The following is a 17,411-nucleotide window of genomic DNA, read 5'->3' as shown; positions in this document are numbered from 1 at the left end:
TACTAAATGAAAAAACTTTATCTTTTTTTAATAACCATTTTGTTGGCAATATTTAGTTTCTCATCTGCCAATCTGTTAACAGAAAATGATCCCGAATACTATTTTAAAAAACTAGGGGAAGTCTATTTAAAATATCCTATTTATGGAGATTTAAAAAGCTCTCCAGAAAGTTTTGAAAATTATATCCACTTTTCGATGGATTTAAAATCCGAAGACAGAATTATTGATAATTTTAATCTATCTACAGGCTGGTATAGAAGTACAGAAATAAATGAAGTCCTGTTTAGGGATTTTGTTTTAGAAAACGGAAATTTATTCACGTTCGGAATCAAAAACTATTATAGCGATTATTTTTATGCACAGTTCATCGCTGATTTCAGGTTAGGTGATACCTCTTACTTTACTTACGAAAATTATAATCTTTTCAACCTTCCATCTTTGGTTTATATCTCTTTGGATTTTCCCACTTATTCTTATTTATCTTACAATAAAGAAGATCTTAGTTTTTTGCTGGGAAGAGTCCCTCTTTCATACGGCACTATGAAATACAACCTCGTTTTATCAAATAACTCTCCTTATTATGATACGTTGGCTATTTCTTATTCTTTTAATGATAAATTAGATTACGATTTTTCTGTTTTATCCATGGTGCCTTTGCTTTCAAAAGAAGAGTACGCTGCGATGGCTGACGAGTTTATCGCCTTAAGAAATGTTTTTTATAATGGTTTAAATTATAATCCAAACGAAAAACTTTATTTGGGAGTAAGCTCTTTGAATCAGGTGGCGGGGGATCTACCTAATCCTGTAAATATGTTTGTTAAATCAGATGTGGGTGTATATGGTGGGTATATGAAGATTATCCTTTTGGGGATATAAATATAGATGCTGAATATGCGTTTAATTATGACACAAATAGCAGTGGTTATGGTTTAGGACTTTCAAAGACCTTTGATTTTGAAGGTGCCAAATTTAAAATTGGTGCTGAGAGATATGAAATAGAAGATAACTTTTTTTCGAGTGATTATCCGTACGATAATTTATACTACAGAACCATCGCTTTATCTTCCGCACCTGGTGCCAGAATTTTTTTTGACTATCCTTTTGGTTTCAAGTATGGGGAAGATTCCAAGATAAACAGTGTCGATTTAACCTTAGCCTTTGAAAAGGGTTATTTCAGTTATATCTGGGATCATGGAACAAACTCAAAAGGTATGATCAACAGCAATATTTTTCGTTTCTTATTCAATACAAAGATGGGAGATTTTGAGATGAAGTGGAAATCTTTGAAGAATGGTGGGGAAGAATTTGAGACATTTTTGATATCTTATGGATTCGAGGTGAACTTTTTATTGCCATGAAAAAAGTTGAATTGTTATCCCCTGCAGGGAACTACGAAAAATTGGAAACTGTGTATCACTATGGTGCCGATGCTGCATATATTGGTGGGAAAATCCTAAATCTAAGGGCGTTTTCCAAAAATTTTGAAGATGAAGAGTTAGAAAAGGCGGTAAAATTGGCCAGAAAGTTACAAAAAAAAGCTTTTTGTAACTCTCAATGCAATACCTCACAATTCTGAATTGGAACTCTTACCTGATTATGTAAATTATTTGGAAAGTTTAAACGTTGATGGGGTAATAGTTGCGGATTTGGGTGTATTTAATCTTGTGAAAAGAAACTCAAACTTACCTTTGATCATTAGCACCCAGGCGAGTAACACCAATTGGGCTAGTGTAGCCATGTGGAGGGATCTAGGAGCGAAGAGGGTTATATTGGCAAGAGAACTTTCATTAAGTGAAATATCAGAAATCAGAGAAAAAGTCCCAGATATAGAAATTGAAGTATTCATCCATGGAGCAATGTGTGTATCTGTTTCAGGCAGATGTCTATTAAGTAATTACTTAACGGGACGAGATGCCAACAGAGGGCAATGCACACAGCCCTGTAGATGGAAATACTATCTAATGGAAGAAAAAAGACCTGAGGAGTATTTTCCAGTGGTTGAAGATGAAAGAGGAACGTACATTATGAATTCTAAAGACCTTTGTACTATAGATTTTCTTGACAAAATAATCGAAACCGGGGTTGATAGTTTAAAGATAGAAGGTAGGATGAAAAGTAGTTATTATGCAGGAGTGACGACTAAAGTATACAGACAAGCAATAGATAGTTATTACAATAAAGAATACACAATGGAACTTCTCGATAGCTTAAAAAAGGAACTTGAAAGTGTCAGTCACAGAGAATACACATCTGGATTTTATTTTAATAAGCCAGATGAAAACTCCCAAAATTATAAGACTTCGTCCTACATTAGAAACTACAAATTTGTGGGAAAAATTATAGAAAAGATATCTGAAGATCAATATGTTGTTGATGTCAGGAATAAGATAGAAAAGGGTGAAGAATTAGAGATTATAACCCAAAAAGGTGAAAATACCAAAGTATTATTAGATCAAATAGTAAATCTTGAAGATGGTAGTTTAATCGATAGTGCAAATCCCAACCAAAAAATAATTTTGAAGTGGGATAGTTCCCTAGACCTCGGGGACTTGATCCGAGTTTCTAACAAAGGAGGCAGTAATCAAATTGATTGAATTGATTGATCTTACAAAACGTTTTGCTGAAAACGTAGTGGCAGTGGATCATGTAAACTTGGAAATAGAAGATGGGAAAATTTTCGGGTTTTTAGGGCCTAACGGTGCAGGAAAAACAACCACTATAAACATGATTACTGGTTTGTACAAACCAACTTCTGGAAGAATTATTTATGATGGTATGGATTTTCAAAAAGAACCAATAAAGATAAAAAAGTTGATAGGTTTTGTCCCCGATGAACCATTTCTATTTGAAAAGATAACCGGAATATCTTACCTAAATTTTATAAGCGACGTGTTTGAGGTACCACTTGAAGAACGCAAAAAAAGAGGGGAGTGGTTGATAAAAACCTTTAAGCTCGAAAACGCTATTAGCAACCCTATTTCTACTTACTCCCATGGGATGAAACAGAAATTAGCTCTGATTGCTGCGTTGATCCACAACCCAAAGTTCTGGATTCTCGACGAGCCGATTGTTGGACTTGATCCTGAATCAGCTTTTATTCTGAAAAATCTTATGAAAAAACATGTGGAATCAGGGAATATAGTATTTTTTTCCACACATATTATGGAAATTGCAGAAAAAGTTTGTGATGAAATAGCCATCATTGATAAAGGAAGGATCATCTTTGAAGGTTCTATAAACGATCTAAGAAAGCTCAAAGGGGATAAAAGTTTGGAACAAATATTCTTAGAGGTGACAAATAGTGAAAGTGAAAAGATTGATTTCTCTTATCTTGATTAAATTTGATCAGCACTATGGAATTTCCAAAACTAAATACTCCATAAAAAGGAATAAAAGCGATTTAATTACTTTTATAGTTATTCTTTGTGCACTTGTACCAACGGTTGTTGCATATTCATTTCTATACTTTAACATGCTTAAAACTACTTTGGAAACTTACACAATCTTGAATATCCAGCCTTTATTTTTGGCAAACTTTTTTGTCTTAGCGGGTTTTTTTGGCTTCTTCTTAGGTGCTTTTCTGCTGATTGGAGAATTATTTATCAATAAAGATATGAAGCTTTTATTAACCTTACCTTTGAAACCTTATGAAGTTATTTTAGGGAAATTATCTGTGATTTTATCAGATCAAATGTTTATTTCATTGATATTATTGCTGCCTTCTTTGATTTATTTTGGGGTTTATACTAAACAAGGTTTTTTATATTATTTAATATTCGTAATTGTTTTTCTTTTTTCGCAAGTATTTCCAATGACTTTGGTTTTATTGTATACGTTGTTGACTTCAAAACTATTTAAAAAATCTAATAGGCGTGAGCTCCTCTTGTATTTATCAACAATTTTTCTTATGGTTATCTTTGGTTTATATTTGTTTTTATCAGGGTCAAATTTCTCAATAAATATGCAAAATAGTAACGAAATACCTAATATTTCTATCAATTCCGATAGCACCATTACAAAGTTAGCAAGAATTTATCCCCCTGCTTTTTTGGCTGTAAAATCTTTAACTAGTGGCATTTTTTTAAATTTAGTATGGCTTTTATTGTTCCTTGGTTTCCATTTATCCCTATTAATTTTAACGTTGTATATTGGTGAAAAGTTATACTATTCTAATTATTCTTCCCTGATAGAATCAAAACCTTTAATTAGAAAATCTAAAACTCAAGAAAATTATTACTTCTTCACCAAAGAATCAACTTTAGAAAAATCTTTATTAAAAAGGGAGTGGCAGTATTTTTTGAAAACACCTTCATTTTCAGTCAATGGATTTAGTAATGTTTTAGCTTTTCCAATAATATTGATAGTCTTTGGTATTATAATCAATAATGTAGAATTAGGGTTAAGTAATGAAATAATCAGTACGATATTACAGTACAAATTATTCATTGTTGGTTTTATTGCAACCTTAGCTTCGTCTATAAACGGTCTTTCTTATTCATGTTTTTCAAGGGAAGGAAATTTGATAAAAGAACTGAAAATAATCCCTGTGAAGGTGGATCAAATTTTGAGGGCCAAAATTAAACATATTATGCAAATAAGCTCTTTAGGTCTTATTTCAGGTTTAATTATTGGTACATTTCTTTTTAAACTAAATCTTTATGAATTTTGCGGAGCCGTGATCTTAGCGATTATTTTTAATTTGTTTCTAAATATAATTCAAATGATTATTGATGCTTCAAAACCATACTTAAACTGGGATAATCCACAGAAAGCGATGAAACAAAATATAAATGGTTTGCTTGCTGTATTGTTGGTTTTTGGAGTTGTTGCAATCATGGGGTTCTTGATATATAAGCTGGTTCCATTATTCGATCAGTATATTATTTTAATCATTCTAAACTTAATATTCTTGATTTTTAGTTTCTTCCTATGGCGATATTTAAAAAGAAAAACCGTTCAACTTCTAAGTAGAGAATTATAATAGTAATTGTTTTTAAAAAACACAAGAGCTTATCAAAAACCCATTATCGCTGTTACAACAAATACAATTATGAAAGAAATAAGAGTTGTAACGCTCACGAAACTGCTGGCGAGTTCTGAGTCATAGTTATTTTTTACCGAATAAACGATCGCCATCATTGCACTTGGTAACAATGGAGAAAGAAAAAGAGAAATTCTTTGCAAGTCTGTGCTTACAGGGATTAGTAAAGTGGATAGAGAAACTATCAACCCTAATAAATACTTTGTGGTTACAGAAATCGTTAAGATCCTTCTGTGGGCTTTGAGAGATACTATATTGAAATAAAATCCTACTAAAAACATTATCAAGAAATTATTGGCGTCTTTTATAACCATCATGGGGGAAAGTATGAATTCAGGTAAATTAACGCCGTTTAGGAGAAATGCTAAAATTAAAGCTATAAAAGGAGGAAATTCAAACAGGTCTACAATATGGAACTTTCCTCCTTTTCCTTCAGCAACAGACTTACCAACTCCGAATACGATAAAACTGTTCCCTAAGTCGTAAAGTGCAAAGTAAGTTATGGATTCAATGCCCCATAACATTTCTGCCAAAGGGTACATGAAAAGGCCAATATTCAATCCACAAAAAGCTAATAGTATCACGGTACTTATTTTTACATCTTCGATTTTTAAAGTTCTTAATAAAAACTTTCCACCCCAAAAGATCAGCAAACCACCTAAAAAGCCTATCAGAACAAAAAATAATTTGGATAAATCTATTTGAGAGGAAGTTATACCTATGAATACAGTCATGGGAAGTGTAAAATTGATTATCAAAGTTGTGAGGATATCACCTGTGTTTTTAGGTAAAAATCTTTTAGATATATTTCCTATGGTTGCTATTATTACGAAGTTTATTAGTGCTGTCAATGACTTACTCTCCTTTTATTGCTAAAATGTCTATTTTAGGAATTCTAACGGTAGTTCCATTCTCACGGTTTTTAAAGGATCAACCACTTGGCAAATTTGAAGGTTTCCAGTAGCGCTTAGTAAGAACATAGCTTTTTCTTCACTCAACTTATATTCTTGGTTCAAAAAATGTACCATGTTTTTTGTTGCTGTAATTGAAGCTTCATCTAAAGATGGTTTTGAAGATAATGTATAAATATTTTTTTCAGTTTTAACCATAGGCAATTTCCAATTTTTATCTTTTATTATATTAAATGAAACGGATACTTCAGCGGGAATTTCGACACCTGTCACGCAAACTTCCCCATCACCCATAGCTGCGTGTAGATCGCCTAAAGCAAATAAAGCTCCTTCAACATGTACAGGTAGGTACACGGTAGTTCCTTCTCCAATGATATTACAATCCATGTTTCCACCATGCTCTCCAGGTGTACCACAAGGGATACTTCCATCTTTAGGAGCGGTACCAATAACCCCTATCATAGGTTTCAAAGGGATTTCATAGTCGTATAGAAAAGCTTTGTTTTCCTTTATTGGCACTATTTTGATAAAACTTCGTTCAAAAGAATCTCCCAACACTCCCATATCTTTGCCTGTTAACATTACGCCATAATCCCTAGTTATTTTTATACTTTCTATATTAACTTCTAAAATGTCTCCCTCCTTTGCTCCTTCAATGAAAAGAGGACCTGTAGCTGGATTAACTTTTTCCCAGTTTATTGAATCGAAAGGCTGGTTCTCGGATCTTATTTCATCACTTAAAGCATCTTTTGTCTCTATGCAAATTTTTTCTTTGGGTTTAACCCTAGCAATGGGAGTATTTGTTTTAGAAAAATTAAATATAGAGTTTTCTTTTTTAATTTTTATCAACATTAATCACCTCTTTAGGATTTTTCTGTAAATAAAAGGAATACTTTTTGAAAATTTTGTTTTATCTTTATTTATAATTAAAAAGACTATAATATAATCAATGTATATTTTATCATACAAGTTTTAATTATCTATAATTATAAAGCTTGATTTAAAAAAAATTCAAAGCAAATTTTTTTTAATAGGAGAGGTTACGGTGGAAAATGACGAAAAGGCAATAGAAGAGCTATTGGATATGTATGAATCCGCTTCGGAGATGTATACAGGAGCAATAATGCGACTAGATCTGTCAAGTGGTAAGATCATCTATTCAGAAAATTTAAAACAAATAACTGGTCTTGGAAAAAACGAACTTCCAAATAATCTAGACGAATTATTAGCTTTGATAAAAGAAGAAGATGCACAAAAGCTAATCGATAAATTTTACAACATTGAATACGAGGCTGAGTGGTCGTTGAAAATCTCTTCGAAAAGTAATAAAGAGGGTTTTAATAAGTTTGATTTAACAGGAAAGAAAAAAAGAAGAGATGAAAAAGATGTTTTATACATTTTAGTTCGCAATCCTAATCAAAATTTTGGATTGATGAGCCCAGACACATTTTTTCCAAAAGAGATGTTTGACAATTCCCCTCAGGCTATAATTATAACTGATAAAAACAACAAAGTAGTAAGGGTAAACAAAGCTTTTTTAGAAATGACCGGCTATACTCTTGATGAGGTTATGGGGCAAAATCCTCACTTTTGGGCTTCAAATATGCATGATAAAAATTTTTATGAGCAGATGTGGCACGATCTTAAATCAAAAGGATTTTGGAGCGGAAGAATAATAGATAGAAAAAAGAATGGTGAAATGATATTTTTGTATTCAAATTTCTTTGAAATTAAAGGATACAACAACAAAGTAATAGGGTATATGGCTATAAATACGGATATTACTAATAGTGTTAAAAAAGAAGAAGAAATAACGAGAGTGCTGAAACATGATTCTTTGACAGGTTTGCCAAACATGAAAGGTTTATTGGAAAGGATTGAAGAGATTCTACAAAAAAACACAAAAGAAAATAAACTTGCTCTTTTGATAGTGGAAATTGATGAATTGCACGAATTAATTGATTTTTATGGTTTAGAAACGATGAATCGAGTTATCAAAGAAGTAGCAAAGGAAGTTACCGAAGTTGTTGGCAAACAATACTTTGCCTCAGCAAACTCTAAAGATGAATTTGCTTTGTTTGGTTGTTTTGAAAGTATAGACGAGTTAGAAAGTCTCGCGACCAACCTTTTAAATAAGTTATCAATACCACTTCAAATATTGGGTGAAAGAATTTTTTTGAAAATAAAGATAGGTATAAGTAGCTATCCAATTGATTCAGCAAATCCTGAAGATTTAATAAATCAGGCAGAAATGGCTTTAAAAAATTCAATGAGACAATCTATCAATTTTTATTCACCCGAATTATCGAAAATTTTTGGGTTTGAAAAGAAAGTGGAAGATGAGATAAATTTGGCATTAGAAAATAATAGATTATTGATGTACTTTCAGCCTCAAATAGATACAAAAGAGATGAATATAATAGGTGCCGAAGCTTTAATTAGACTAAAACAAGCCGATGGGTCTGTTTTGCCTCCAAACGTATTTTTAGGTATTGCTAAAAAGAATGCGTTCATGGATAGGATCGATCAATTTGTTTTAGAAGAAACAATAAAGAACGCATGGGTTATAAACGAATCATTAAATAAAAACATAAGGATTTTTTTCAATGTCTCAAAATCATTTTTTGAAAGAGAGAATTTTATACATAGCATCAAAATTATGTTACATAAGTATAATTTAAATCCTTCTTACTTAGGAATTGAGCTTACAGAAGATCTATTCATAGAAGATTTTTATTCAGCTCAGAAAAAAATAGAGGCTTTGAAAGAAACAGGATTAAAGATAGCCCTTGATGATTTTGGAACAGGATTTTCCTCCCTTTCTTATTTAAATAAATTGGATGTAGATAAGATAAAAATAGATAAAAGTTTTATCGATAATATTTTACATGATGAAACGTCTCAAAGATTAGTATCAAGTATCATTTCAATGTCTAAAAGCCTAGGACTTGAAGTTATTGCAGAAGGTGTAGAGAATAAAGAACAGTTATTATTTCTTCAAGAGGAAGGGTGCTACGAGGTACAAGGTTATTATTTTAGTAAGCCCTTACCCTTTGATCAGTTCAAATTTTTTCTGAAAAAAGAAAGAATTAATATATAAAAGGGAGAGAGAAATGACAACAACGATTGAAGAAAAAATAGATTCCATAAAAAAGGAAATGAAAGAAATAATAGGTAATAAGCATCTTTATATAGCTTTTTCAGGAGGCATGGACAGTACTGTTGTAGCTCTACTTGCAAAAGATATTTTGCCCAAAAGCAAGATTACTTTGGTGAACGTTTGCTTCGGTGGTTATTCTTACTCAAAAGGATTAGAAGCTGTTTTAACCTTATCCAAACAGTTAGGTTTAAAATTGTTTTTTTCACGTGGAGAAGAAGAACAGGAAGAAATAATGTACCATGGCCCAAATTGTAATCAATGTACAAGGATTGTAAAGATCCGAAAGGTAAAGCAGTTTTCTTATAGGGGTATAGTTGCTTCAGGTGCGAACTTATCTGATTCGTGGGGCAATACTGGGATTAAGTTTTTTGACGGGATATACTCTCCGCTTTTAAATTTGAACAAAGAAGAGATACATGAGATTTTAGAGTACTATAATATAATGATACCAAAAATCGGGGAGAATAAAATAAGAGAGGGATGTAAGTACAAGCATTTATTAAAAATGTCTGTAAATAGAGATTATCATTCAAGAGCTGATATCATTGCCAACGAAGTGATTCACGATGTACTTGATTTTTACAATGTTCAAAGAGAGATCGCAAACGTTAAAATCATCGGCCCTCTTTCAAAAAATATAGCTTTGATTAACGTTAAGCCTTTGCCCTCTAAAGAAATTTTAGAAGAGATAAAAAGTCTCCTTCAGAATGAAGAAACAATAGATTTTGTGGATATAGTAGATACTGCTTTAAAACTCAAGATTTTGGTAAATCCAGGTATATATAACAATGAAGAATCAAGATATTGGATATTGAATGGGAGATTGGCTCCTGAATTTGCTATGCCCATAACTGCTGAATGGATAAAAAGCTCAAACTACAAACTCTGGACTTTCGCTGTAGTGGATTATAATAAGCTCTAAAAAATCGCAATTCTATCCATAGGGTTAGAATCGTGATATAATGTTAGGGTAAATAGAGTTATACTATAACTAACATTCGAGGGAGATAGTATGGTATACATAATTATTATTTCAATTGTACTTTTTTTCATATTGATCTATGTTTTTTACACGGGTATAAAAACCTCCATCTATGTTCGAAGAATTGTTAATGAAAAAGATAAACCACCTGCTTTCGCTCCTCCAAGTCCGAAAAAGGTTATAAGAAATCGATTTAAAAGTTCTCTATTTGAAACGGCTATTACTTGTTTAGAAAATGAGGTCGAAAAGGATTATGCGTTTAAATCTATTATTGAAAAGTTACCACTCTTTTTAAAAGCCGATTCTTGGAGTTTTTTCTTGACTTCCCCTAATGATGAATGGAGATTTTTATTTTGGTCAAAGAATTTAGACTTTCTTCCTTTAGAGGAAGTAGCCTCAGAAATACAAATTAGTGGGGAACATATTAAAAAAGTATTAAATACAAAAAAAATACTTTTCATAAAGGACACTAAAAAGAATGGCCTATGGAACCAAAAACATAGCTTGTCTAAATCCTGGTTGGGCATACCGATTACGGTTAAAAATGAGATTATAGGTGTTTTGAATGTTGATTGGTTTAAGCAAGCACGGGTATCTAAATTTGAAACAGAATTAATAAATTACTTTTTAGAAGACATAGATAGGATTTTAAAGACGGTTTTTTCTTTGCACGAACAGTTTCTAAGTTCAGAGTTAGATATTTTAACCCAGGTATACAATAGGAAAGCCCTTGAAAAATATATCTCTCAACATAAATCCGATAGTTCAAATAAGGCGGTTATTTTTCTGGACTTTGACAATTTTAAAAAGATTAACGATAATTTTGGGCACACCATTGGAGATCAAGCTTTAAAAATTCTTACAAAGAGAATTCAAAATTCTATTAAATCTGATGATTTAATCTATAGGTACGGGGGAGACGAATTTGTTATAATAATAAATGAAATAAGAGAGAACAATAGTATTGACATAATAATACAACGGATCAAATCAACTGTTAAAACCCCAATAACAATTAAAGATACATTGATAATATCTTCTATAAGTATAGGCTACTGTCTTGTTCCTCAAGAAGCTCCTGATATTGAGAAAGCCATTGAAATAGCGGACAAAAGGATGTATTTGCAAAAAGAAATACATTAATTAATATTAAGGGGGTATTACTAATGGGTATATGGTTGATCTTTTTATTGGTTTTATCTGTTATTTTTATAATTTTTGCAACTGCAAGGTTAACGCTACACCCTTTCTTAGTTTTACTTTTCACTGCGATTTTGTTCGGTATTTTTTCTGGAATGGGTTTGACGGAAATAGTTGATTCAATTACCGGTGGTTTTGGAGGAACGCTTGGAAGTATAGGCATTGTAATTGCCGCTGGTACGATAATTGGTACTTTCCTTGAAAAGTCTGGTGGTGCTTTTAAGATGGCGGAAGCTACTTTAAAATTAACTGGGGAAAAAAGAGTTCCGTTGGCTATGGCTATAATAGGTTATATAGTTTCCATCCCTGTTTTTTGTGACTCTGGATTTGTAATTCTTTCCCCATTGAACAGGGCTGTTACGAAGAGGGCAAAGTTCTCCCTTGCAGCAACCGGTCTTGCCCTTAGTCTTGGATTATATGCAACACATACAATGGTTCCTCCTACCCCAGGACCCATAGCTGCTGCTGGTATCTTAGGTGCAGATTTGGGGATGGTTATTTTGATTGGGTTGATAGTTTCTGTTCCCGCTATGCTCATAGGTGTACTATACGCCAATATAATGGGCAAAAGAATATATATTGAACCAGAACCAGAATTAAGCGATACAGAGATAGAGGAAAGAACCAAGAAAGCCCCTTCGACTTTTAATTCTTTCATGCCCATAGTTGTTCCTATCATATTGATTCTTTTAAAATCAATTTCTGATTTCCCAACCACGCCTTTTGGGGACGGAGCTATTAGAAGCTTTTTTGGGTTCATTGGTAATCCAGTAATCGCTCTTTTAATAGGAGTTTTAATAGCTTTCACTTTACCCAAAAAATTAGATAAAAAGATGCTTTCTTCAAGTGGTTGGGTAGGTGAAGGATTGTTGAATGCCGCATCTATTATTTTGATAACAGGGGCCGGTGGCGCATTTGGAAGAGTCCTTCAAAATTCAGGAATTGCAAATGTATTAGGCGAAGGTTTAGCAACAGCTAATTTAGGTATCTGGCTGCCTTTTATCGTAGCTGCAGCGATTAAATCGGCCCAAGGATCTTCAACTGTTGCCATAATAACTACTGCATCGTTAATGGCTCCATTGATGAGTTCTCTAGGTTTGACTACACCTGCTGCAATAGCATTGTCTGTGGTTGCCATTGGAGCTGGATCTATGGTGGTATCTCATGCTAACGATAGTTATTTCTGGGTTGTTTCACAATTTTCGAGAATGAGTGTTAATCAAGCTTATAAGCTTCAAACGTTGGGAACTTTGGTAGAAGGAGTCACAGCAGGAATTGTTATATGGATTATCAGTTTAATAATTTTGTAGGGAGTTGATTGTTTGAAAAATTTACGTGAAGATGCCTTTAGAATAATAAAAAGTTCAATAGATTCTGTTTTACCAGAAAAAGCTGTTCAACAAGAACTAGAGAAAATGAATTTACAAGATAATATTCACATAGTTGCTATAGGTAAAGCTGCTTGGAGGATGGCTAAAGCAGCAAAAAATTTCTTAAAAGAAAGGGTAAAAGATGGAATAGTTATAACAAAATACGGTCATTCTCAAGGCACAATAGAAAGCCTGCAAATATATGAAGCGGGGCACCCTATTCCAGATGAAAATACCATAAAATCTACAAAGAAAGCTATAGCAATGGTACAAAATTTGCGTGAAGATGATGTTGTCTTATTTCTTGTTTCAGGAGGAGGATCAGCCCTTTTTGAACTTCCTGTTGAGAATGTTACTTTAGAAGACATAAAAAAAGTAACAGATATGTTGTTAAAGTCCGGAGCAAATATAGTGGAAATAAATACAGTGAGAAAACATCTCTCTCGAGTTAAAGGAGGGAATTTTGCAAAGTTAGTTGAACCTGCCAAAATATATTCTCTCGTTCTATCTGATGTGTTAGGGGATAGGTTGGATAGTATAGCATCTGGTCCTGCATACCCTGATTCTACCAATACCAAAGATGTGGAAAAAATAATAAAAAAATATGACTTACAACTTTCAGAAAAGATCTTACGGGCTCTAAAAAACGAGACTCCAAAACATCTAAATAACGTTGAAACAAGGATTATAGGTAGCGTCACTAAGGTATGTGAAAGTGCTGTCAGGATTGCTCAACATTTGGGATATAATACTATGATTTTAACGACTACCCTTGATTGTGAAGCAAAAGAAGCAGGCTCATTTTTAGCTGCCATAGTTAGAGAGGAAAAAGAAAGAGAAAGACCATTAAACACACCTTGTGCAATAATTTTAGGAGGAGAAACAGTTGTTCATGTTAGAGGAAATGGTAAGGGAGGAAGGAATCAAGAACTGGTTTTATCAGCAGCACGAGGCATTAAAGGATATCAAGAAGTTTTGATCGCTTCTGTAGGAACAGATGGAACTGATGGTCCAACGGATGCCGCCGGCGGAATAGTTGACGGAGAAACGATCAACAGATTACAAGAGAAAGGAATAGATGTTGAAAAGGTATTAAATAACAACGACTCATATCATGCTCTCCAAAGTATTGACGGTCTAGTTATAACAGGACCTACCGGCACAAATGTAAATGATTTAACTTTTATTCTCTGTAATTGAATCATCACGTTTCAATTTCTTAATAAACTCGTAGGTCAATCTGGCGGTGATGCCCCAAACAATTCTATCTTCGTAGACATAAAAATAAACAGGGTATTTACCAACTCTCCAGTTGTAATCTTTTCCATTAGGGATAAGATCGTAAGGGAATCCTTCATCTATTTCATTTGTAAGATAAGTGTTATGTACTAAAGGTTCATGAGATAAGAAATATTCTAAAGGTACAGTGAATACTTCCTCCACTTCTTCATTAGGTTTTATTGTGTTAACGTTTATATTCAAAAAGCCAACATACGAATATATTAAATAATTAAAGGGAGTAAGGAGATAATCAGCTGCTCCCAATATTTCTATGTTATTTGGTTTTAAATTTAATTCTTCACAACTTTCTCTAATAGCTGCATTTTTTGGAGTTTCATTGGACTCAATTTCTCCTCCTGGGAAAGAAATTTCACCAGGTTGTCTCTCTAAAGTTTTGGATCTCAATTCGTATAAAAGGTGTAAAGAATTGTCTTTTTGTATCAACGAAATCAACACAGAAAAACACTTTTCTATTCCTATAGGTTTTGGAGAATAATCTTTAAAAATTTGTTTAATTTTATCTATATTCACAGAATCACCTTATTTATTATTTACCAAAATCTTTCAGAAAGTAATTTGGCAATAGCTCCAAAAATGATCGATCGTCTTGATCAAAAGGGGCTTTTTCATGACTATCAATATCTATTTCACCAACAATATTGCCATTTTTATCAAATATGGGAACAACGATTTCTGATTGTGTTTTTGGGCTGCATGAAAGATAGTTATCCTCTTTGCTAACATCATCAACAACGAAGGTCGTTTTTGTACTTGCTGCTTGCCCACAGATACCTTGTCCAAACTTAATTTTTGTATGTTCTGTTGGCTCTCCAACAAAAGGTCCTAATACAAGAGAATTATCTTCTGTCTCATCGACTAGGTAAAAACCCACCCAATTATAATAAGGTATCCTTTCAGCTAACAATTGAGAAATTAATTTTAAAATACTCTGCTGATCGTTATAATTTTTGTCACTGATAAGCGTTTTAATTTTATCGTATAAAATCCAAAAATCAGCTTTTTTCTTATTGGGTGGTGTAGAATTAATGAATTTCATTATTGCTTCTTCTATTAGGGTTTTTGGGTCGATCTTATCTCTGTTGAAATAAAAATAAAGTATATCTATACCAATTATGGTTCCTATGAATGATTCTAAAAATTCGTAAGGGCTATTACCTGTGAACACAGTTAAATAAACCGCATAATCTCCCCTGTCAACTTGAAACTTTTCAGAGGATTTTGTCAGGTCCTTGATGATATCAGCTTTTAAATCTTTTATGATTTCTTGCTTGTACCAAAAAGCCCTGTCAAGTTCCCTTCTTCCAATTTTTTTAAACTTTTCAACAATCTCATCATCTTTGATATCTTTTTTTTCTTGATAAAGATTTATAAAATCTAAAGATCTTTTGTAATCCTGCCAAAATAAATTCCATTTTTCTTTTGGATAAGTCAATACTTCAAAAAAATAATCAGTAAAATCTCTAAAAACGCTTCTCATTAATACAATGGACCTCCTTTTGATCAACTGATAACTATTTAAATTATATCAAAATTGACTTATAAAATAAAAAACCACCTTTTCTGAAGAAACGAGCTTCCGCCTCTTAAAGAAAGGTGGATGGTGCCGAGGGCGGGACTTGAACCCGCACGGACAAAAGCCCATAAGATCCTGAATCTTACGCGTCTACCAATTCCGCCACCTCGGCTTATTAACTGCCATTCGTTTAAATTATACCACTACAAAGGGATTTTGTGAATACCATTCCGGATATTTAATAATGTAACTTAGCATAATTATATATTAACTAAATAAATGTTTGTGCGTTACTTTTTGTGTATTAAATATTGAATTAGAAATTTATGATTTTTGAAATTGGGATTCTCTGAAAACCCGATACTTTCATGACAACTGTGGGTAGGGAGCGGGGTAAAATGGCGCTATATATGGAATTTTAGAGTTTCTAAAGATAGTAATCCAAAAAAACTTAGGGAGGTTGGATAAATTGGAATTAACGCAACTCATAAGAGAAGCGGCAAAAACTCTTGAAACACCTTTTTTAGTGTTAGATACTAATTATGTAAAGGAAAATTATTACAAGCTCAAAAATTCAATCAACGATGTCGAAATTTTTTATGCGGTAAAAGCCAATTCTCATCCTAGTATACTTGAAACATTAAGAGATTTAGGAGCTTCTTTTGATGTTGCATCAAGAGGGGAAATAGAAAAATTAATGAAGTTGGGAATTTCTACAGATAAAATGAGTTTTGGAAATACTATAAAGAAAGAAAAAGATATAAAATTTGCATGGGATAATAATGTAGAATATTTTGCGGTAGATTCGGAGATGGAAGTTGAAAAGATTGCAAGAAACGCCCCGGGTGCAAAAGTATATGGAAGATTGTCAATGAGTTCCAACGATTCAGATTGGCCACTTTCGGGTAAATTTGGCACGGACGTAGATCATCTAATAGAAATCCTAAAATATGCAAAAAGAAAAGGTTTAATACCATATGGGGTGTCTTTCCACGTAGGCTCGCAATCATATAACAAATACAAGTGGAAGGAAGCAATTTTGAATGCCAGTGAGGTTTTTGAAAAACTTCACAAGCAAAAGATTGATTTAAAAATGCTGAATTTAGGCGGTGGTATTCCAGTAGAACATACAAAACCAGTGCCGGACGTAGAAGAAATTGGAGAAATAATAAATGAATCGATCAAAGAGTATCTTGGATGGGTGAAAGGGTTAAGAGTTTTATCTGAGCCGGGAAGGTCTATGGTTGGTAATGCAGGGATAATTGCCTCAAGAGTTCTTTTAAGGAGTAGAAAGGGTACACAAAACTGGGTGTTTTTAGATACCGGTGTTTTTCACGGTTTAATGGAAACCATTGAAAATTTCAGGTACGAAGTGCTGGTGGAAGGCAAAGAGTATTCCGAAACAACAACTATGACCTTAGCTGGTCCTACCTGCGACAGTGTAGATACTATCTATGATGAAATTGAATTGCCAATTAATATTGATTATAACGATATAGTATATTTTATAAATACTGGTGCTTACACCAATGAATATGCGACATCTTTTAATGGAATTGAACCTCTTAAAGTATACACAGTCGAAGATTTAGAAGCTTTGTTAAGAAACAATATACTATTAATGGAAGAGGTACAGAGCTAATTGCGTAAAATTTCAATGAGGCCTGGTTTTGAAGGCCTCATTTTTTTAAATACAAGGTCAATGTTTTCTAAAAGAGACTTTTGACAAAATTATCAATTCACAATAATTTTCAAATAAGTTCATAAAAAAGAAATTGACAAAGTGGAGAGAGATGTGGTAATATATACAACGCTGATGGATGAAAGAGTTATTAAAGTTTGCGTTTTTAAGCAAACCAAGTTCTTTTAAAAAAATAAATTTTTGTTTTAAGTAAGTTTGAGGGGTAAAGCCCTTGATGAATGAAGCTCTTT

Annotated in this window: 13 protein-coding genes, 1 tRNA gene and 1 pseudogene; 10 read left to right on the top strand and 5 right to left on the bottom strand. The window is 32.8% G+C overall.

Annotated elements, in window-relative coordinates; genetic code table 11:
* Positions 1-6: 6 nt before the first annotated feature.
* The 4 genes and pseudogenes from NAAC61_RS07055 (at position 7) to NAAC61_RS07040 (ending at position 4,981) form a co-directional block, all read left to right on the top strand.
* On the top strand, positions 7-876 hold the full coding sequence (locus NAAC61_RS07055) for a hypothetical protein (RefSeq protein ID WP_202695587.1): 870 nt from the start codon (positions 7-9) through the stop codon (positions 874-876).
* 478 nt (positions 877-1,354) lie between these two features.
* A pseudogene (locus NAAC61_RS07050) lies at positions 1,355-2,594 on the top strand (peptidase U32 family protein).
* On the top strand, positions 2,587-3,339 hold the full coding sequence (locus NAAC61_RS07045) for an ABC transporter ATP-binding protein (protein ID WP_202695586.1): 753 nt from the start codon (positions 2,587-2,589) through the stop codon (positions 3,337-3,339). The pseudogene NAAC61_RS07050 and the gene NAAC61_RS07045 overlap by 8 nt, the downstream one beginning before the upstream one ends.
* The gene (locus NAAC61_RS07040; RefSeq protein WP_202695585.1) at positions 3,302-4,981 is read left to right on the top strand and encodes a putative ABC transporter permease subunit; all 1,680 of its coding nucleotides are present in this window, start codon (positions 3,302-3,304) and stop codon (positions 4,979-4,981) included. Before NAAC61_RS07045 ends, NAAC61_RS07040 begins: the two co-directional genes overlap by 38 nt.
* Before the next feature lie 32 nt (positions 4,982-5,013).
* Here NAAC61_RS07040 and NAAC61_RS07035 read toward each other — a convergent pair whose 3' ends face one another.
* Together NAAC61_RS07035 and NAAC61_RS07030 are read right to left on the bottom strand one after the other, a co-directional pair.
* Positions 5,014-5,892, bottom strand: a complete 879-nt coding sequence (locus tag NAAC61_RS07035; RefSeq protein WP_202695584.1) for an AEC family transporter — start codon at positions 5,890-5,892, stop codon at positions 5,014-5,016.
* Between the two features lie 30 nt (positions 5,893-5,922).
* Entirely contained in the window at positions 5,923-6,801 is an 879-nt protein-coding gene (locus tag NAAC61_RS07030; protein WP_443146887.1) for an acetamidase/formamidase family protein, read from the bottom strand.
* Between the two features lie 196 nt (positions 6,802-6,997).
* Between NAAC61_RS07030 and NAAC61_RS07025 the strand changes: the two genes are divergently transcribed.
* The 5 genes from NAAC61_RS07025 (at position 6,998) to NAAC61_RS07005 (ending at position 13,864) form a co-directional block, all read left to right on the top strand.
* Positions 6,998-9,052 carry an EAL domain-containing protein gene (locus NAAC61_RS07025; protein WP_202695583.1) on the top strand — a complete coding sequence of 685 codons (2,055 nt, stop codon included), beginning with the start codon at positions 6,998-7,000 and terminating at the stop codon, positions 9,050-9,052.
* A 13-nt stretch (positions 9,053-9,065) separates the two neighbouring features.
* Complete coding sequence (locus tag NAAC61_RS07020; protein ID WP_202695582.1) at positions 9,066-10,034, top strand: ExsB family protein; 969 nt, start codon at positions 9,066-9,068, stop codon at positions 10,032-10,034.
* 90 nt (positions 10,035-10,124) lie between these two features.
* Positions 10,125-11,237: a sensor domain-containing diguanylate cyclase gene (locus NAAC61_RS07015; protein WP_202695581.1), complete on the top strand. Its 1,113-nt coding sequence runs from the start codon at positions 10,125-10,127 to the stop codon at positions 11,235-11,237.
* Between the two features lie 23 nt (positions 11,238-11,260).
* A complete protein-coding gene (locus NAAC61_RS07010; protein WP_202695580.1) occupies positions 11,261-12,604 on the top strand; it encodes a GntP family permease in 1,344 nt (447 codons plus the stop codon).
* 12 nt (positions 12,605-12,616) lie between these two features.
* A complete protein-coding gene (locus tag NAAC61_RS07005) occupies positions 12,617-13,864 on the top strand; it encodes a glycerate kinase type-2 family protein (RefSeq protein WP_202695579.1) in 1,248 nt (415 codons plus the stop codon).
* Here the strand turns inward: NAAC61_RS07005 and NAAC61_RS07000 are convergent.
* From NAAC61_RS07000 to NAAC61_RS06990, 3 genes are all read right to left on the bottom strand, one after another.
* Positions 13,841-14,476: an NUDIX domain-containing protein gene (locus tag NAAC61_RS07000; RefSeq protein ID WP_202695578.1), complete on the bottom strand. Its 636-nt coding sequence runs from the start codon at positions 14,474-14,476 to the stop codon at positions 13,841-13,843. The two genes, NAAC61_RS07005 and NAAC61_RS07000, sit on opposite strands and share 24 nt — an antisense overlap.
* Positions 14,477-14,492: 16 nt before the next feature.
* Entirely contained in the window at positions 14,493-15,443 is a 951-nt protein-coding gene (locus tag NAAC61_RS06995) for a GAF domain-containing protein (protein WP_202695577.1), read from the bottom strand.
* Positions 15,444-15,564: 121 nt separating this feature from the next.
* Positions 15,565-15,651 (bottom strand) — tRNA-Leu (locus NAAC61_RS06990).
* Between the two features lie 297 nt (positions 15,652-15,948).
* Between NAAC61_RS06990 and NAAC61_RS06985 the strand changes: the two genes are divergently transcribed.
* The gene (locus NAAC61_RS06985; RefSeq protein ID WP_202695576.1) at positions 15,949-17,121 is read left to right on the top strand and encodes a type III PLP-dependent enzyme; all 1,173 of its coding nucleotides are present in this window, start codon (positions 15,949-15,951) and stop codon (positions 17,119-17,121) included.
* Positions 17,122-17,411: the final 290 nt, after the last annotated feature.

The organism is Petrotoga sp. 8T1HF07.NaAc.6.1 (assembly GCF_016772115.1).
GTDB classification, from domain to species: domain Bacteria; phylum Thermotogota; class Thermotogae; order Petrotogales; family Petrotogaceae; genus Petrotoga; species Petrotoga mobilis.
The sequence above is the reverse complement of the archived record's forward strand: the minus strand, read 5'-3'. Positions and strand labels throughout refer to the sequence as shown.